Genomic DNA, 16,454 nt, shown 5'->3' with positions numbered 1-16,454 from the left:
CGCCCTCCAACCGGTTCAGTTCCGTTACCGGTTCAATATTGTTACCGACGACCGTCGGTGTCAACCATCGAGACCGGTTGGCCGAGACCAGTTGGCACATGGCAGATCAGCGGTACGGTGCGTAACGGGAGACCACTGCGGGCGAGGGAGTGGGCTGATGACCACACATGTCGACGTCCTGATCGTCGGCGCCGGCCTGTCGGGGGTGAACGCGGCCTACCGGCTGCGCACCCAGGCGCCGCGCCGGACGTACACGATTCTCGAGGCACGGGACGCGATCGGCGGCACCTGGGACCTGTTCCGCTATCCCGGCATCCGCTCCGACTCCGACATGTTCACACTGGGCTATCCGTTCCGCCCGTGGCCGAATCCGCAGGCCATCGCCGACGGCCCGTCGATCCTGAAGTACGTGCGCGACACCGCGGCCATGAACGGCATCGACCGCAAGATCCGGTTCCGCCACAGGGCAGTCGCCGCGTCATGGTCCACAAAGGACGGACAATGGACCGTCGAGGCCACGCACGACGGCGAGCCGGTGACCTTCACCTGCAACTTCCTCTACCTGTGCAGCGGCTACTACAGCTACGACCGCGGGCACGTCGTCGACTTCCCCGGCCAGGGCACCTTCCGCGGCACGGTCGTGCATCCGCAGTCCTGGCCCGAGGATCTGGACTACACCGACAAGAACGTGGTCGTGATCGGCAGCGGCGCGACCGCCGTGACCCTGGTGCCGGCGATGGCCGACAAGGCCGCGCACGTCACCATGGTGCAGCGCTCCCCCAGTTATGTGGTGTCCCGGCCGGAGCGGGACGAGTGGGCCAACCGGATCCGCGAGGTGCTGCCGGAACAGCTCGCGCACCGCCTGGCCCGTACGAAGAACGTGGTGCGGGGCGCCATCTTCTACCAGCTCATGCGCCGTTTCCCGGACCGGGCGGCCAAGACGCTGCGGGAGGCGGCCGCCGCCGAGCTGGGCGAGGCCGTGCCGGTCGACCCGCATTTCGTGCCCAGCTACAACGTCTGGGACCAGCGGCTGTGCCTGGTGCCGGACGGCGACCTGTTCAAGGCGTTGCGGCACAAGCGGGCCAGCATCGTCACCGACCACATCGAGACGTTCACCCCGGACGGCCTGCGCCTGCGCTCCGGCCGCGAGCTGCGGGCCGACGTCATCGTCACCGCCACCGGCCTCAAGATGGTCGCCCTGGGCGGGCTGCGGATCAGCGTCGACGGCCGCGACGTCGACCCGAGCCGGACGACCGTCTACAAGGGAATGATGTTCGGCGGCGTGCCCAACCTGGCGTGGTGTGTGGGCTACACCAACAACTCCTGGACGCTGCGCGCCGACCTGACCTCGCGCTACGTCTGCCGGCTGCTCAACCACATGGACCGCGGCCGGTACACCGTGTGCACACCCACCCTGTCCGCCGGCGACACCGGCCACGGCCGGCCGATCCTGGACCTCACCTCCGGCTACATCAAACGCGCCGAGAACGTCCTGCCCAAGCAGGGCTCGCGCCGCCCGTGGCGGACGCGCCAGAACTACATCCTCGACTACCTCGACCTGAGCCTCACCCCGGTGGCCGACCGCGCCATGCGCTTCGGCCGGGTCTGATCCCCCGCGGGGAGGGGGGCTTTCCCGGCATTCAACGCAAGGAAAGCCCCCTTCCCAGCATCCCCGGCCCTAGCGCTGCTTCCGTCCGGGTGGGGAGGGCTGGTCGCGCAGGCGGTCCACGTGCCGGCGCTGGATGTCGGTGACGGTGCGCAGGAAGTCGACCACCAGCGCGAGCTGTTCGGCGCTGTACTTCGCCGCCACCTCGCGGCCGCCTTCCTCGATCAGCGGCGTCATCAGGTCGAGGGCACGCCGAGCGCCGCACTCGGTGACGCGCACCGTCACCTTGCGCCGGTCGGTGGGGTGCGGCGCACGGGCCAGCAGGTCCAGCTTCTCCAGCCGGTCGAGCATCACCGTGACGCTGCCGGTGGTCAGGTTGAGCTGCCGCGCTAGCTCACGCGGGGTGAGCTCGCCGGCGGTGATGAGCAGTTCCAGGCAGCGCTGGTCGGTGCCGTTGACGCCGAGCAGCCGCGCCGCTTCCCGGTCGAAGTCCTCGACCGCGGCCTGATATGCCTGCGTGGCCTGGCCCAGCTCGGCGAGCACGTCATCCGACATACCGCCACCCTAGCCGGTCGCTTGACAATCAAGCTACTTCACGGGCATTCGGCGGCCGCCTCCGCGAACACCGACAGTGCCACGTCCGGCCGGTAGGCGGTCACGATGCGGCTCGACCGCCGGAGGGCTTCGACGGCGTGCCGACGGCAGGCCGGCACCGCCGGATGTCCGGCATCGAGCAGTTCGACGATCGGCTCCGAGGGGCAGTCGCGGGTGCCACAGGCCTTGACGGCCGGGCTGATCAGGGCTGAATGGCCGTTGGTCGCGGCATACGAGTCAGCGGTAAGCGCGGCGAGGAGGCCGACCAGGCCCGGGTCGGCGGGGGCGTTCAGCGCGACGGCATGGGCGTCGATCATCATCAGGTCGAGCACGTCGAGACGCAGGGTCGAGGCGGCATCGATCTCGGCCAGTCGTACGCGAAGGCTGTCCAGCCACGGAAGTTCCGCCTGTCCCCCAAGGCTTTCGACCACGGCCCGGACGCAGTCCACGAACTCGTCACCGTGGGCGGCCCACCAGGTCAGCTTGCGCTGGCGACCGTCGGACAGACCGGCAAGGCCGGGCCACTTGCGGCGGGCCCCCTGCCTGGTCATGCCGGCGGCCGCGCCGATGGCCGGATAGTCGGCGCCGTGTTCGGCAGCCGAGAGCGCGGCGGAGGCGGCCAACCGCTCGGCACTGTCCCGGATGGCCAGCAGTGAGCCGAGCGTGGCCAGCCACAGCTGCCGAGGCTCGGCATCTGTTTCGGAGCCAAGGGTTTCCCGCGCCGTGGCCCACGCCAGTCGCTCGACGGCGCCAGCCAGGTCGGCGCGTTGCTCGTTGGACAGATCCGACACCGGCGGCTCCTTGACAACATCTGTTTACGACCCGACCATGGTCGTCCTCGACAACATCTGTTGTCAACCAGGGGAGGAAACCATGAGACTGCTGGTCATCGGCGGCACGTCCTTCGTCGGACGCGCGATCGTCGGCGACGCCCTCGGCCGCGGGCACCGGGTCACGACCTTCAACCGCGGACTGACCGGCCCCGATGTCGACGGAGTGGAGGCGCTGCGCGGCGACCGGTCCACCGACGACGGGCTCAGGCCGCTGGCCGGCCGGACCTTCGACGCCGTCCTCGACCCGGGCGGCCAGGTGCCGGCTCACCTGCTGCGCACCGCGCGGGCCATGACCGGGGCCGCCCCGTTCTACGCGTTCGTCTCCACCACCGCCGTCTACCAGGCCTTGACCACACCGGGGACGGACGAGTCGGCGGCGACCTGGCCGGGCGTGGCCGACGAGGACAGCGACCCGGCCGACCTGGCACGGCTCGGTGCGCGCAAACGGGGCTGCGAACTGGCGGTCACGCAGGCTTTCGGACCGGAGGCCAGTCTGGTCGTGCGGGCCGGCATGATCGTCGGCCCGCACGACAACGTGGGCCAGTTGCCCTGGTGGCTCAACCGAATCGCCCGGGGCGGCCGGGTGCTCGCGCCCGGCGATCCCGACCGCGGCCTGCAACTGATCGACGCGCGCGACCTGGCCGCGTTCGTGCTGGACCAGGTCGAGGCCCGGGCCGGCGGCCTCCACAACGCAGTCCCGGACGAGCCGAACACCACCATGGGCCAGCTGGTCGACGCCTGCGCGCAAGCCACCGGATCGGCCGTCACTCCGGTGTGGACGGACGAGAGTTTCCTTTTGTCCCAAGGCGTCCATCCCTGGGCCGAGCTTCCGCTGTGGATCCCGGACGGCCCGGGCACCACCGGCTTCTGGGCAGTGTCGGGGGCCAGCGCGAAGGCCGCCGGCCTACGCATCCGACCGTTCACCGACTCCGTCCGGGACACCTGGGACTGGCTGCGTTCCGGCGGCCGGGTCCACGCTGTCGCCGGTGCCTTGCCGTTCGGCCTCGCAGCGGCGAAGGAACGGCAGGTGCTCAAGGCGTGGGACTCGGCCGCCTGATCACCAGCGGTCGATGTGCAGGACCTCGTCGAGGGGCTGGCGCGGGGCGGGCTTGAAGCCGTCGCCGGTGTAGTAGGCGGTGGGGATCAGCGCGGCCTGGTGCACGTCGGACGGCAGGCCGAGGATGTCGGCGACCTCGGACTCGTAGCTCAGGTGCAGGGTGGTCCAGGCGGTGCCGAGGCCGCGGGTGCGGGCGGCGAGCATGTAGCTCCAGGCGGCGGGGAGCAGAGAGCCCCACAGGCCAGCCTGGTTGCCGGAGGACAGTTTGGCGGCGCGCAGGCAGGGCAGCACGAGCACGGGGACCTGCCCCATGGTGTCGGCGAGGGCTGCGACGGAGGAGTGCACCCGCTGCTGCACGGCGGACCGCTCGAGGTCGTCGGCGAACAGCTTGCCGGCGGCGGCCTCGGAGGCCAGGTATTCGTTGCAGGCCTTGCGGTACACCTCGCCGATCGCGGCCCGCTGGGCCTGGTCGGTGACGACGATCCACTGCCACTGCTGGCGGTTGGAGCCGCTGGGGGCCTGCAACGCGATGGTGAGGCAGTCCCGCACCACGGCCAGGTCCACCGGCCGGGTCAGGTCCAGCCGCTTGCGCACGGACCTGGTCGTGGTGAGGACGGTCTCCGCCGACATTTCGCTCATGCCCCCATGACTACCAGCGGCGTCCAGGCACCGCTGCTTCACGTGGCCTGTAGCCGGCCTTCACAGCAGCTTGTCGAGGGTGATGGGCAGGTCGCGGACCCGCTTGCCGGTGGCGTTGTGCACGGCGTTGGCGACGGCCCCGGCCACGCCGACGATGCCCAGTTCGCCGATGCCGCGGGCGCCGAGCGGGCTGAAGACGGTGTCGGGGTAGTTGAGGAACCGGACGTCGACGGGCGGGATGTCGGCGTTGACCGGCACCAGGTAGGCGGCCATGTTGGCGCCGGCGTAGCGGCCGGTGTCGGGCTCGACCCGGCTGTCCTCCAGCAGCGCGCCGCCGATGCCCATCACCACGGCCCCGAGGATCTGGCTGCGGGCGGTCTTCTCGTTGACGATCGTGCCGCCGTCGACCACGGTCAGCCACCGCGACACCCGCGGCTCGCCGGTCCAGCGGTTGACCCGAACCTCGCAGAAGTGGGCCCCGAACGACAGGTAGCCGTAGCCCTTGGGGGTGCCGCTGGGCAATGCGGCGGTGCCCTCGACAGCCGGGCTGTCCATGGCGGTCAGCAGGCTGCCGAAGGTCATCGACACGCCGTCGGCGCTGACCTGGCCGGCGTTGTAGGTCGGGGTTTTGCCGTAGAACGGCGACTGCGGATTCTGCGCGGCTTGCGTCAGCAAGGCGGACTTCGCCGCGTCGACGGCGGCTAGCACGGCCGGGCCGTTGCTGGACGTCGAGGTGGAGCCGCCGGCCGGAGTTGCCGGCGGCAGCGAGGAATCACCCAGCTCCGGGACTATCGACGCCACGGGAATGCCGAGGGCCTGGGAGCCGAGGATGGCGAAGACAGTGAACTGGCCGGTGCCGAGGTCGGCGCCGGTGCCGGAGATGACGGCGGTGCCGTCGGCCTGCAACCGGACCTTCATCGTCGACTTGGAGCGCCCGGCCGGATAGGTGGCGGTGGCCACGCCGAGGCCGACGAACCAGTCGCCGTCACGGACCGATCCCGGCACGGGATTGCGCTTGCCCCAACCGAAAGCGTCCGCCCCGGCCTGGTAACACTCGTCGAGATGCTTGCTGGACCAGGGATTGCCGGTGTTGGGCACTTTGGTCGCATAGTTCTTCTGCCGAAGCGCCAACGGATCCACGCCGAGTTTGAACGCCAACTCGTCCATGGCGCTCTCCAGCGCGAACGCCCCGTGCGTCTCGCCGGGAGCCCGCATCGGGGTCATCGCCGACACGTCCAGCGGCACGAAGGACCGGGTCACGTGGATGTTCGGCGAGGCGTAGGTGGTCAGCGACTGGTTGGCCACGTTCTCCATGGACGGCCCGGACTGCGACTTGCCGGACACGCCCTCGTGCTTGATCGCCACGAGCGTGCCGTCCTGGGCCGACCCCAGTGTCACGGTCTGGTACGACGGCGGCCGGTGTCCCGACACGGCGAACGTCTGCTCGCGGGTCATCGCCACCTTCACCGGCCGGCTCAGCGCCCGCGCCGCGGCGGCGGCCAGCGGGACATGGGCCCAGTTGCCGATCTTGCCGCCGAAAGCGCCGCCCACATAGGGATTGACGACGTGCACTTTGGACTGATCGACACCGAGGGCCCGCGCCACATGGGTGAGCACGTTCATCACGCCCTGGGTGGCCGTGTACAGGGTCAGCCGGTCGTCGGTCCACACCGCGACGGCCGCGTGCGGCTCCATCGGATTGTGGTGCTGGTGCGGGGTTGTGTAGGTGGCCGACACCGTCACCGCGCTCGCCGCCAGGGCAGCGTCGATGGAGGTGACACCAGGGGCCAGCACCTCGGCCACGGGACTGCTGGTCGGGGTCGCGGTGGGGACACCGGCGGCGAAGTCCACCTTGGCCGGCTGGGCCGAGTACACCGGCGAGACCAGCGAGGCGGCGTCGCGGGCGTGCTCGAAGGTGTCGGCGACGACCAGACCGATCACCTGGCCGTGATAGCGAACGTTGTTGTCCTGCAACACCGGCGCGGTCTCGTCGGTGGAGTTGTCGCCGTAGCCGAAGAGCTTCAGCGGATTGAACGGCGTGTACACCGCGAGCACACCCGGCGCGGCCAACGCCGCGGCAGTGTCCATAGTGGTCACGGTGCCGAACGCGATGGTGCCGGTCAGCAGATGTCCGTAGGCGGTGGCGGTGTTGTCGGCCGCGTAGACCGCGCCACCGGTGACCTTGAGGTGGGACTCCACTCGGGACAGTGACACAGTCATCGCGCACCTGCCAGCGCTCGCGCGATGGTGCGCTGCACCAACGGCACCTTGAACCCGTTGTCCGCCAACGGCTTTGCCCCCACCACCGCCAACTTCGCCGCCTCCAGGTAACTGTTCTCGGTCGCCGGCCGACCGCGCAGGGCCTGCTCCACCGACTGCAACCGCCACGGCCGGGTGCCGACGCCGCCGACGGCGATCCGGGCGTCCCGCACCACTCCGCGGTGCACGTCCACCGCCACGGCCGCCGAGGCCAGCGCGAACTCGTAGGATGACCGGTCCCGCACCTTGACATAGGTCTGCGGCCAGTCGCAGGCCGGCACGATCACCTCGGTGATCAGCTCGCCCGGCCGCAGCTGGTTCTCCACTGCCGGCGTGTCGCCGGGCAGCCGGTAGAAGTCGGCGAGCCGCACGACCCGCTCGCCGTGCCAGTCCTGCAACCGGATCGAGGCGTCCAGCGCCATCAGCGCCACGGCCAGGTCGCTGGCGTGGGTGGCCACGCACGAGGCGCTGGTGCCGAGGATGGCGTGCATCCGGTTGTCCCCGTTGACCGCCGGACAGCCGCTGCCCGGTTTGCGCTTGTTGCACGGCATGCGCACGTCACGGAAGTAGTCGCAGCGGGTGCGCTGCAACAGGTTGCCGCCGATGCTGGCCATGTTGCGCAGCTGCGGCGAGGCACTCAGCTGCAACGCCGTGGACACCATGGACCAGCGCGAGGCCACCTCATGGTGCACAGCGACGTCGGCCATCCGCTCCAGTGCGCCGATCCGCAGACCCTGCGGCGTGCACTGGATGCCGCGCAGTGGCAGGGAGTTGATGTCGACGACGTGGGCCGGCGTCATCACCTCCAGCTTCATCAGGTCCACCAGCGTGGTGCCGCCGGCCAGGAAAGAGGTGCCGTCGCCGCCTGCGGAAAGCGCTTGCCGTAAACTGGACACCGAGGCGAATCCGTATGTCTTCACCGGTGGCCTCCCTGGCACTGCTTGATGGCGTCCACGATGTTGGAGTAGGCCCCGCACCGGCAGATGTTGCCGGACATGGCCTCCCGGATGTCCTCGTCGGTGCGAGCAGTGCCCTCGGCCACCACCTCAACGGCGGACATGATCTGTCCCGACGTGCAGAAGCCGCACTGGAAGCCGTCACAGTCCACGAAGGCCTGTTGCACGGGATGCAACGCCGCGCCGTCAGCGATGCCCTCGATCGTGGTTATCTTCTTGCCCGCACAGGCGATCGCCAGCGTCAGGCAGGACACCACCCGCCGGCCGTCCACATGCACCGTGCAGGCCCCGCACTGGCCGCGATCGCAGCCCTTCTTGGTGCCGGTCATGCCCAGTCGCTCACGCAGCGCGTCCAGCAGCGTGACCGTCGGATCGGCGTCGATCTCGTACGCCTTGCCGTTGACACTCAACTGAATCCGGTCCGGCGACGCGCCGTCGGCCCAGGCCCGACCAGGGGCCAGTGCCACCGTGCCGGCCACGGACGCGGCCGCCGCGCCGCCCAGAAATCCGCGCCGGGACACACTTCCAGCCATGCGACCTCCCAGGATGGTGGTCGACGCGGCGGAATCGACGTCACTGTCGGTGAGGCTAGCAGCACGCGCGATTGACAGTCACCGACGTGCGTAGTGAGATGACTGCACCGCCGCGTCCCCGTGATCGAGGAGGACGACATGAGGGTCGCTGCGACGTTGGTCGCCAGTCTGACCTTGAGCACGACCGTGTTGGTCGGACAGGCTGCGGCCGACACCGTGCCCGCGACCTGCCCGGTCGTCGCGCCGATGTACACCGCCGCCGACTACTGGCTGGCCAACGGCACCGACCTGGCCTCGGCCAGCTGGAAGAACGCCGTCTTCCACGTCGGGAACCTGGCCATGGTGCTGACCAGCGGCCAGTCCAACCACAAGACCCTGCCGTGGGCCCAGGCCCTGAACTACCAGCTGCCGACCGATCCGGCCAACGAGTTCGCCCCGGCGAACGAGGCCGCCGGCGAGGCGTACCTGGACCTGTACACCTACTTCCACCCGGAGCCGCCGATCCTGGCCGCGCTGCGGCAGCGGGTCGCCGACGAGGTGGCGGCCGTGCAGGCCGGCAACACCAGGTACTGGACCTCCGTGGACGCGCTGAACCAGGCGTGGCCGCAGTTCGTCCGGTTGGCGGTGCTGGACAACAAGCCGGAGTACATCAAGGCCGCCCAGCAGCTGTTCCACTACACCGAGAAGCGCGAGGGCGGCTTCGGGCTGTTCAACGAGCTCACCGGCCTCTGGTACCACGACGCCGGCAAGGTCGGCTCGCTGGAGTTCTGGTCCCGTGGCAACGGCGAGGCGATGGCCGCGCTGGCCACCGTGCTGCAGTGGCTGCCCAAGGACGACCCGAACCGGGCGGAGTACGTGCGGGTGTTCCAGAAGATGGCCAATACCCTTCGGCTGGTCCAGCGATCCGACGGGTTCTGGAACACCGATCTGCTCAACCCCTTCGACCACTCGGGTCCGGAGAGCAGCGGCACCGCCTTCTTCGCCTACGCCATGGGTTGGGGTGTCAACAACGGCGTGCTGGACGCCAAGAAGTTCACGCCGGCCGTGACCAAGGCGTGGAACGCCCTGACCACCAAGGCTTTGCAGCCCAGCGGGCTGTTCGGCTACGTGCAGGGCGACGCCTCCGGCCCGCGCGGCGCGCAGCCGGTCAAGGCCACCGACACCGCCGCCTATGGCGTGGGCGCCTACCTGATGGCCGGGCAGCAAGTGGCGAAGCTGACCCCCGGCTGCTGATCTTGCCGCTAGTCTGCGCGGTATGACCGCGTTCGACGCTCTGGACGTGCCCGGCGGGTCATGCCCGCCGGGCACTGTCGTCTGATGGGCACCCGCCGCGCGCTGATCGTGGCCACCGGCGGCTACGAGCATCCGGGCCTGCGCCGGCTGGCCGCCCCGGCGCACGACGCCGACGCGTTGCGGGCCGTGCTGGCCGATCCGGAGCTGGGCGGTTTCGACGTCGAGGTGGCCCGGGACCTGCCATCGCACCAGATCCAGCGCCGGGTGGCGGACTTCCTGGCCGCGGCCGGCCGGGATGACGTGCTGCTGCTGCACTTCTCGTGCCACGGACTGAAGAACGCCGCTGGTGAGTTGTTCCTGGCCGGTACCGACACAGTGCCGAACCGGCTGTCCGCGACCGCTGTGGCCGCTCGCTTCGTCAACGACGAGTTGGCCGAATGCCGGGCCGCGCATGTGGCGCTGCTGCTGGACTGCTGCTTCGGCGGCGCGTTCGCCAAGGGCACGGTTTCCCGTGCGGTGGACGAGGTCGACGTGGAGGAGTCGTTCCCGCTGCGGCCGGGACGCAGCCGCGTCGTGATCACGGCGTCCAGCGCAACGGAGTACGCCTTCGAGGGCGAGGAGCTGGCCGAGTCGGGCCGGTTGCGGCCGTCGGTGTTCACCGAGGCGGTCGTGCAGGGCCTGCGCACCGGCGACGCCGATCTCAACGGCGACGGCTCGGTCGACTTGGACGAGCTGTACAAGTACGTCTACGCAAGGGTTGTGGCCACCACCGCACACCAGACGCCGCACCAGTCCGGCGGCGGTCACGGGGCGTCGCTGCTGGTCGCCCGCACGCCGCTGGCCCGCCGGATCACGCCGGTTGACGTGCCCGAATCCCTTGCCGCGCGGGCGAAGGATCTTGACTCGACGAGCAGGGTGGCCGCGGTCGGCGAACTCCGGGCGCTGCTGGTCGGCGACGACGTGTCGGCGGCCGCCGGGGCACTGACGCTGTTACAGGCGTTAGCCGCCGACGACAGCAATGCCGTGCAGAACGCCGCCAAGGAAGCGCTGGCGGTGGCGCAACTGCGGGCTTCGCCGACGACGGTCGAGCTCAGCGAGGAGACCGAGCGGCTGGTGGCGCTGGCCGGCGCGCCGCTGGCGCGGATCTTCCACGTGACCACGGAAACCCGGTGGCTACGGGTGTCGCGGGACGGCGCATCGGTGCTGGTCCGGACCGATCCGGCCGCCTACCCCGAGGGCTACGGCGAGCTGCGCGGGGAGTTCACCGTGACCACGCCGCTCGGGCCGGTGGTGGTGCCGGTGGTGTGCCGGCCGGCCGGGCGACTGTGGGCGCGGGCCGCGATTCCGGTGCCGGACCTGGCGTGGTTCCACGACTGGCGGGTGCTGGCCGGCATTGCTGTGGCGCTCATGGTGGTCGCGCTCGGCGCCGGCGGCGACATGCTGAGCCAGGCCACCTTCCTCGGCTTCCTCTACGAGGCGTTGCGGTTCGGGCCGCTACTCGTCGGCATCCGGCTGCTGGACCGGGACGGCCCGCGGCGGGTTGTCGGACACGGCCTGGTCGCGGCCAACTCGGCGTTCCTGCTGGCCGACGCCCTGGCCGGGGTGTACTCGGTCGGCAGCGCGTGGTCCTGGCTGCAACTGGCGCTCGCGGCGGCGCTGGTGGTGGTGCTGGCCATCCGGCTGTGGCCGTTCGACCAGGTGCCGCGCCGGTTGAGCCTGGTGCCACCGACGAAACGGCCGATCGCGTGGGTGACGATCGGCGCGGCCCTGGTGGAGCTGATCCTGCTGGTGTCGGCCGTGCCGACGGAGGACGGCACGTTCACCATCAGCCGCGTGATCGGGCTGATCGCCGGCCTGCTGGTGGTCGTGCCGTGGGCGGCGCTGTGCGTGCTGACCGTGCTGACGCGGGCGCTGACGGCGGCGCAGCGGCTGTTCGTGACCGCGGCGATCGTCGCGTACGCCGGGCCCGAGATCTACTACATGCTCGGATCGCTGCTGCTCGGGGCCAACTTCACCTACGTCGGCGACGACGTGTGGGACGGCCACGGCACGGTCGTGTGGTTCCCGCTGCTGCACGCCGTGGTGACGGCCGCGGTGGCCGGCTCGGCCGTCGTCAGGGTTTACAGGCAGGTGTGACGCGGGTTACCGTCGGACTCTGGAAGCGCTTCCAGACGTCCATGGGCCGCCACCCAGTCCCCTGCGAAAGGCTCACCCATGTCCGGAGCACGCCTGCGACGACTCGCAGTGGCGGCACTGGTAAGCGCCGGTGCCATGTTGGTGCCCGTTGCCACCGCCCATGCCGCGACCACCACCTGCGAACCCCAGGGTTCGATCAGTGCCAACGGCGGCGAGTACACCATCCAGGCCAACGAGTGGAACTCGTCGGACCGGCAGTGCATCACCTACAACTCCGGCACCTCGTGGTCGGTCAGCACCGCCAACTTCAACCTGTCCGGCGGCGCGCCCGCCACCTATCCGTCCATCTACAAGGGCTGCCACTGGGGCGCCTGCACCGCCGGCAGCGGCCTGCCGATCCAGGTCAGCAAGCTGGCCAGCGCCACGTCGTCCTGGAACACCACCCAGCCGGCGACCGGCGCCTACGACGTGGCCTACGACCTGTGGACCAACTCCCAGGCCACCACCGGTGGGCAGCCCGACGGCAGCGAGATCATGATCTGGCTGAACAGCCGGGGCGGTGTGTCGCCGTTCGGACAGAAGGTCGCGTCGGCGAACATCGGCGGCCTGAACTGGGACGTGTGGACCGGGCGGCAGACGTCCTGGAACATCGTGTCCTACGTGCTGCAAGGCGGCGGCACGGCGTTCAACAACCTCAACGTGAAGGCACTGATCGACGACTCGGTGGCCCGCGGCGTGACCAACGCCAGCCACTACCTGCTCGACGCCGAGGCCGGCTTCGAGATCTGGCAGGGCGGGCAGGGGCTGGCCACCAACAGCTTCTCCTTCAGCGCCACCGCCGGTTCCGGGGCCAGTGTTCCACTGTCCCAGGGCAAGCCGGTCACGGCGTCGTCGGTCGAGAACGCCTCATACCCGGCGTCGAACGCCGTGGACGGCAACCCATCGACCCGGTGGAGCAGCGCTTTCCAGGACGGGCAGTGGATCCAGGTTGACCTCGGCTCCGCGCGGCAGATCAACCAGGTGGCGCTGAACTGGGAAGCCGCCTACGCCCGGCAGTTCCGGGTCCAGGTGTCGAACGACCCGAGTTTCGCCACGTCCACGGATCTTTACGCCACATCGGCCGGGACCGGCGGCGCCCAGACCCTGGCGGTGGCCGGCAGCGGCCGGTACGTCCGCCTGCTCGGCCAGACCCGGGCCACCCCGTACGGCATCTCGCTGTGGGAGTTCCAGGTCTTCGGCAGCTGAAGTTACGGTGATCGGATGCGAGCTGTCGTGTACGAGTCGTTCGGCGATCGGCCCGAGGTCCGGGACGTGCCCGATCCCCTGCCCAAGCGGGACGGGGTGGTGATCGGGGTGCGGGCCACCGGGCTGTGCCGCAGCGACTGGCACGGCTGGCAGGGGCACGACTCCGACATCACCGAACTGCCTCACGTGCCCGGGCACGAGCTGGCCGGAGAGGTGCACGCGGTCGGCGACGACGTCACCCAGTGGCGTGTCGGCGACCGCGTCACCGTGCCGTTCATCAGCGCCTGCGGGCGGTGCCCCTCGTGCTCCGCCGGGGACCAGCAGGTGTGCTCCCGGCAGACCCAGCCCGGCTTCACGCACTGGGGGTCGTTCGCCGAGTACGTCGCCATCGACCACGCCGACGTCAACCTCGTCGCCCTGCCGCCGGAGATGACCTACGCCACCGCCGCCGCGCTGGGCTGCCGGTTCGCCACCGCCTTCCGATCCGTTGTGGCCCAAGGCCGGGTGCGCTCCGGCGAGTGGGTGGTCGTGCACGGCTGCGGCGGCGTGGGCCTGTCCGCCGTCATGATCGCCGCCGCCTGCGGCGCCCAGGTCGTCGCCGTCGACGTCAACCCCCGGGCCCTCGACCTGGCCAAGCAGTTCGGCGCCTCGATGTGTCTGGAAGCGGTTCCAGACGTGGTTTCCCGGGTTGTCGAGGTCACCGGCGGCGCCCACCTGTCGTTGGATGCCCTCGGGCACCCCGTCACCGCCGCCAACTCCGTCCTGTCCCTGCGCCGCCGCGGCCGTCACGTCCAGGTCGGCCTGCTGCCCGGCGGCGCCACTCCCCTGCCCATGGACCGGGTCATCGGCTGGGAGCTGGAGATCCTCGGCAGCCACGGCATGGCCGCCCACGCCTACGGCCCCATGATGGACCTCGTCGCCACCGGCGCCCTGCGGCCCGACCTCCTGGTCGCCCGCACCATCGGCCTGGCCGAAGCCGCCTCCGCCCTGGCCGAGATGGACCGGTCCGCGGCCGCCGGCATGACCATGATCGAGCCCTGACCCCTGCCCCCAAGATCAACGCTCCAATCCTCTCGTTGAACGTCAGGAAAGGCGCATTCCTGACATCGAACGAGAGGAAGGGGGCTTTCCTGACGTTGAACGCTAGGAAAGCCCCCTTCCGAGCATGGGAGGGCGTCAGAGCTTGTACTCGTTGACGCCGCCCAGGGCGTGCAGCTTGTTCAGCTCCTCGGCGACCTTCTTCCACTCCCCGGCCCGGCGGGCGCCGTAGGCGTCGTCGGTGTCGGGCTTGCCGCCCAGCGGCAGGATGGCGTCGGTGACGCCGTGCTCCAGGCGGTAGACGATCACGTTGTGGGCGGCCTTGGCCCAGGGCTCGGGGTTGGGCTTGGGCACGGAGCCGACGGCGCTGGTCAGCCACACCGGCAGCGGGTCACCGGCGGCCATGGCGTCGTTGAGGCGCTGCTTGGCGACGACGCTGATGCGGGCCTTCGCCGCGGTGACCTGGTCCTTGTCGGGGCCGCCCTTGCCGATGCCGAGCGCCTCCAGCTTCTGCGTGTCGGCCTCGACCGAGCGCTGGGCCGCCTCGATGCTCGCCCACTTGGGCTTCACCTGAGTGGGTGTCATGTTGACGAAGCCGGTGCCGCCGCCGAACCGCCGGCTCTGCGACTTGGACAGCTGGGTCTTCACCTCGCCGACCCGTTTGCGCAGCGCGTTGGCCTGGTCCAGGGTGAGCTGCCGGCGCTCGGCGTCGTGGGCCTGTGCCAGCGTCCTGACCGCGTCGGCCAGCTCCTCGGTCACCTCGTCCAGCCCGGGACGCGCCCGCCCGCCGCGCTTGACCAGCGCCGCGAGTTGCTCCCTCAGTTCACCGATCTGCGCCTGGAGCTGGTCGATGCTGGCCTCGGTCACAGTCCCACCTCGCTGGCGCTCGGCGAGTCTGCGACCAAAGCCGCTGTGTTGAATGGTGCCCTCGCAAACTCGGCCACGGCCCCCACCTCGCTGGCGCTCGGCGAGTCTGCGACCAAAGCCGCTGTGTTGAATGGTGCCCTCGCAAACTCGGCCACGGCCCCCACCTCGCTGGCGCTCGGCGAGTCTGCGACCAAAGCCGCTGTGCTGAATGGTGCCCTCGCAAACTCGGCCACGGCTCCTCCTCACCTCGATCCGATCTTGCCGGACATCGTCGTGCCGTGGGGCGCGACTTGGCCGCCCGTTCGGGGGAAGCTGGCCGGTGCGATGCTGATGGGCGTGAGCAGGGACGCGACCGGGCTGCGCCGGGGATGGACCACCGGCGCGTGCGCGACGGCCGCCACCAAGGCCGCCTACACGGCGCTGCTGACCGGCTCGTTCCCCGATCCGGTGGAGATCACCCTGCCCAAGGGCCAACGGCCGGCGTTCGCCCTCGCGGTGGAGTCGCTCGGCGACGGCTCCTCGGCCACCGCCGGCATCGTCAAGGACGCCGGCGACGACCCCGACGTCACCCACGGAGCCCTGATCCGCTCCACCGTCCGGGCCGGCGAGGCCGGCTCCGGCGTGATGTTCCGGGCCGGGCCCGGCGTCGGCACCGTGACCAAGCCCGGGCTGCCGCTGGCCGTCGGCGAGCCGGCCATCAATCCCGTGCCGCGCCAGCTGATGCGGGAGGTGGTGGCCGAGGTCGCCGCCGCGTTCGGCGGCAGCGGCGACGTGGTGGTGGAGATCTCCGTCGACAACGGCGAGGAGATCGCCCGGCAGACCTGGAACCCGCGGCTCGGCATTCTCGGCGGGCTGTCCATCCTCGGCACCACCGGCGTGGTCGTGCCGTACTCCTGCTCGGCGTGGATCGACAGCATCCGGCGGGGCATCGACGTCGCCCGCGCCGCCGGGCACCGGCACGTCGCCGGCTGCACCGGCAGCACCTCCGAGCGGGTCGTCACCGAGATGTACGCCCTGCCCGAGGACGCCCTGCTCGACATGGGCGACTTCGTCGGGGCCATGCTCAAGCACCTGCGCCGCCACCCCGTGCCCCGCCTCACTATCGCCGGCGGCGTCGGCAAGCTGGCCAAGTTCGCCGACGGGCACCTCGACCTGCACTCCGGCCGCTCCCAGGTCAACCACGCCCTGCTGGCCGACCTGGCCACCGCCGCCGGCGGCTCCCCCGAACTCGTCGAGGCCGTCCGCACCGCCAACACCGCCCTCGGCGCTTTGCAGCTGTGCCAACGGGAAGCGCTCCCCCTGGCCGACCTCATCGCCGACCGCTGCCGCACCACCGCCGACGACATCCTGCGCGGCGCGGGCATCGAGGTGGACATCGTCGTCATCGACCGCGCCGGCACCGTCGTCGGCCGCAGCCCCGCGACGCCCCCGGCCTGATCAGGCGGCCGGGGCCCGCTC

Annotated in this window: 14 protein-coding genes; 7 read left to right on the top strand and 7 right to left on the bottom strand. The window is 70.5% G+C overall.

Translation table 11 applies throughout. The features are described 5' to 3' along the window. Window positions 1-157: 157 nt before the first annotated feature. Window positions 158-1,609: a flavin-containing monooxygenase gene (locus tag JJ691_RS03330; RefSeq protein WP_211767323.1), complete on the top strand. Its 1,452-nt coding sequence runs from the start codon at window positions 158-160 to the stop codon at window positions 1,607-1,609. Window positions 1,610-1,678: 69 nt separating this feature from the next. On the opposite strand, the gene JJ691_RS03325 is transcribed toward JJ691_RS03330, so the two are convergent. Then, window positions 1,679-2,161, bottom strand: a complete 483-nt coding sequence (locus JJ691_RS03325; protein ID WP_211767322.1) for a MarR family winged helix-turn-helix transcriptional regulator — start codon at window positions 2,159-2,161, stop codon at window positions 1,679-1,681. Window positions 2,162-2,199: 38 nt separating this feature from the next. Beyond that, entirely contained in the window at window positions 2,200-2,991 is a 792-nt protein-coding gene (locus JJ691_RS03320) for a hypothetical protein (protein WP_211767321.1), read from the bottom strand. An 82-nt stretch (window positions 2,992-3,073) separates the two neighbouring features. Here JJ691_RS03320 and JJ691_RS03315 point away from each other — a divergent pair, with 82 nt between their 5' ends. Further along, on the top strand, window positions 3,074-4,090 hold the full coding sequence (locus JJ691_RS03315) for a reductase (RefSeq protein WP_211767320.1): 1,017 nt from the start codon (window positions 3,074-3,076) through the stop codon (window positions 4,088-4,090). Here JJ691_RS03315 and JJ691_RS03310 read toward each other — a convergent pair whose 3' ends face one another. From JJ691_RS03310 to JJ691_RS03295, 4 genes are all read right to left on the bottom strand, one after another. Continuing rightward, window positions 4,091-4,720 (bottom strand): nitroreductase family protein, encoded by a 630-nt coding sequence (locus JJ691_RS03310; protein WP_211771244.1) that lies wholly within the window; start codon window positions 4,718-4,720, stop codon window positions 4,091-4,093. A gap of 69 nt (window positions 4,721-4,789) precedes the next feature. Continuing rightward, window positions 4,790-6,949 (bottom strand): xanthine dehydrogenase family protein molybdopterin-binding subunit, encoded by a 2,160-nt coding sequence (locus tag JJ691_RS03305; RefSeq protein WP_211767319.1) that lies wholly within the window; start codon window positions 6,947-6,949, stop codon window positions 4,790-4,792. Beyond that, window positions 6,946-7,884 (bottom strand): FAD binding domain-containing protein, encoded by a 939-nt coding sequence (locus tag JJ691_RS03300; protein ID WP_249227651.1) that lies wholly within the window; start codon window positions 7,882-7,884, stop codon window positions 6,946-6,948. The genes JJ691_RS03305 and JJ691_RS03300 overlap by 4 nt, the downstream gene beginning before the upstream one ends. A 20-nt stretch (window positions 7,885-7,904) precedes the next feature. Further along, window positions 7,905-8,477: a (2Fe-2S)-binding protein gene (locus JJ691_RS03295; RefSeq protein WP_211767317.1), complete on the bottom strand. Its 573-nt coding sequence runs from the start codon at window positions 8,475-8,477 to the stop codon at window positions 7,905-7,907. Between the two features lie 138 nt (window positions 8,478-8,615). Between JJ691_RS03295 and JJ691_RS03290 the strand changes: the two genes are divergently transcribed. From JJ691_RS03290 to JJ691_RS03275, 4 genes are all read left to right on the top strand, one after another. Beyond that, window positions 8,616-9,710 (top strand): glycoside hydrolase family 88 protein, encoded by a 1,095-nt coding sequence (locus tag JJ691_RS03290; protein ID WP_211767316.1) that lies wholly within the window; start codon window positions 8,616-8,618, stop codon window positions 9,708-9,710. 84 nt (window positions 9,711-9,794) lie between these two features. Continuing rightward, entirely contained in the window at window positions 9,795-11,846 is a 2,052-nt protein-coding gene (locus JJ691_RS03285) for a caspase family protein (protein WP_211767315.1), read from the top strand. Window positions 11,847-11,981: 135 nt separating this feature from the next. Continuing rightward, a complete protein-coding gene (locus JJ691_RS52065; RefSeq protein WP_249227650.1) occupies window positions 11,982-13,091 on the top strand; it encodes a GH12 family glycosyl hydrolase domain-containing protein in 1,110 nt (369 codons plus the stop codon). 15 nt (window positions 13,092-13,106) lie between these two features. After that, entirely contained in the window at window positions 13,107-14,132 is a 1,026-nt protein-coding gene (locus JJ691_RS03275; protein WP_211767314.1) for a zinc-dependent alcohol dehydrogenase family protein, read from the top strand. Between the two features lie 135 nt (window positions 14,133-14,267). Here JJ691_RS03275 and JJ691_RS03270 read toward each other — a convergent pair whose 3' ends face one another. After that, window positions 14,268-14,996 carry a hypothetical protein gene (locus tag JJ691_RS03270; protein WP_211767313.1) on the bottom strand — a complete coding sequence of 243 codons (729 nt, stop codon included), beginning with the start codon at window positions 14,994-14,996 and terminating at the stop codon, window positions 14,268-14,270. A gap of 330 nt (window positions 14,997-15,326) precedes the next feature. Between JJ691_RS03270 and JJ691_RS03265 the strand changes: the two genes are divergently transcribed. Continuing rightward, a complete protein-coding gene (locus JJ691_RS03265) occupies window positions 15,327-16,433 on the top strand; it encodes a cobalt-precorrin-5B (C(1))-methyltransferase (protein WP_211771242.1) in 1,107 nt (368 codons plus the stop codon). Window positions 16,434-16,454: the final 21 nt, after the last annotated feature.

The organism is Kutzneria sp. CA-103260 (assembly GCF_018263855.1).
In the GTDB taxonomy this organism is placed as follows: domain Bacteria; phylum Actinomycetota; class Actinomycetes; order Mycobacteriales; family Pseudonocardiaceae; genus Kutzneria.
This window is presented reverse-complemented; position numbering and strand designations above follow the sequence as displayed.

Excerpts from the sequence above, each read along its gene's own strand:
- JJ691_RS03330 (WP_211767323.1), top strand. The coding sequence starts at position 158 with ATGACCACACATGTCGACGTCCTGATCGTCGGCGCCGGCCTGTCGGGG.
- JJ691_RS03325 (WP_211767322.1), bottom strand. The coding sequence starts at position 2,161 with ATGTCGGATGACGTGCTCGCCGAGCTGGGCCAGGCCACGCAGGCATAT.
- JJ691_RS03315 (WP_211767320.1), top strand. The coding sequence starts at position 3,074 with ATGAGACTGCTGGTCATCGGCGGCACGTCCTTCGTCGGACGCGCGATC.
- JJ691_RS03310 (WP_211771244.1), bottom strand. The coding sequence starts at position 4,720 with ATGTCGGCGGAGACCGTCCTCACCACGACCAGGTCCGTGCGCAAGCGG.
- JJ691_RS03305 (WP_211767319.1), bottom strand. The coding sequence starts at position 6,949 with ATGACTGTGTCACTGTCCCGAGTGGAGTCCCACCTCAAGGTCACCGGT.
- JJ691_RS03295 (WP_211767317.1), bottom strand. The coding sequence starts at position 8,477 with ATGGCTGGAAGTGTGTCCCGGCGCGGATTTCTGGGCGGCGCGGCGGCC.
- JJ691_RS03290 (WP_211767316.1), top strand. The coding sequence starts at position 8,616 with ATGAGGGTCGCTGCGACGTTGGTCGCCAGTCTGACCTTGAGCACGACC.
- JJ691_RS03285 (WP_211767315.1), top strand. The coding sequence starts at position 9,795 with ATGGGCACCCGCCGCGCGCTGATCGTGGCCACCGGCGGCTACGAGCAT.
- JJ691_RS52065 (WP_249227650.1), top strand. The coding sequence starts at position 11,982 with ATGTTGGTGCCCGTTGCCACCGCCCATGCCGCGACCACCACCTGCGAA.
- JJ691_RS03275 (WP_211767314.1), top strand. The coding sequence starts at position 13,107 with ATGCGAGCTGTCGTGTACGAGTCGTTCGGCGATCGGCCCGAGGTCCGG.
- JJ691_RS03265 (WP_211771242.1), top strand. The coding sequence starts at position 15,327 with ATGGGCGTGAGCAGGGACGCGACCGGGCTGCGCCGGGGATGGACCACC.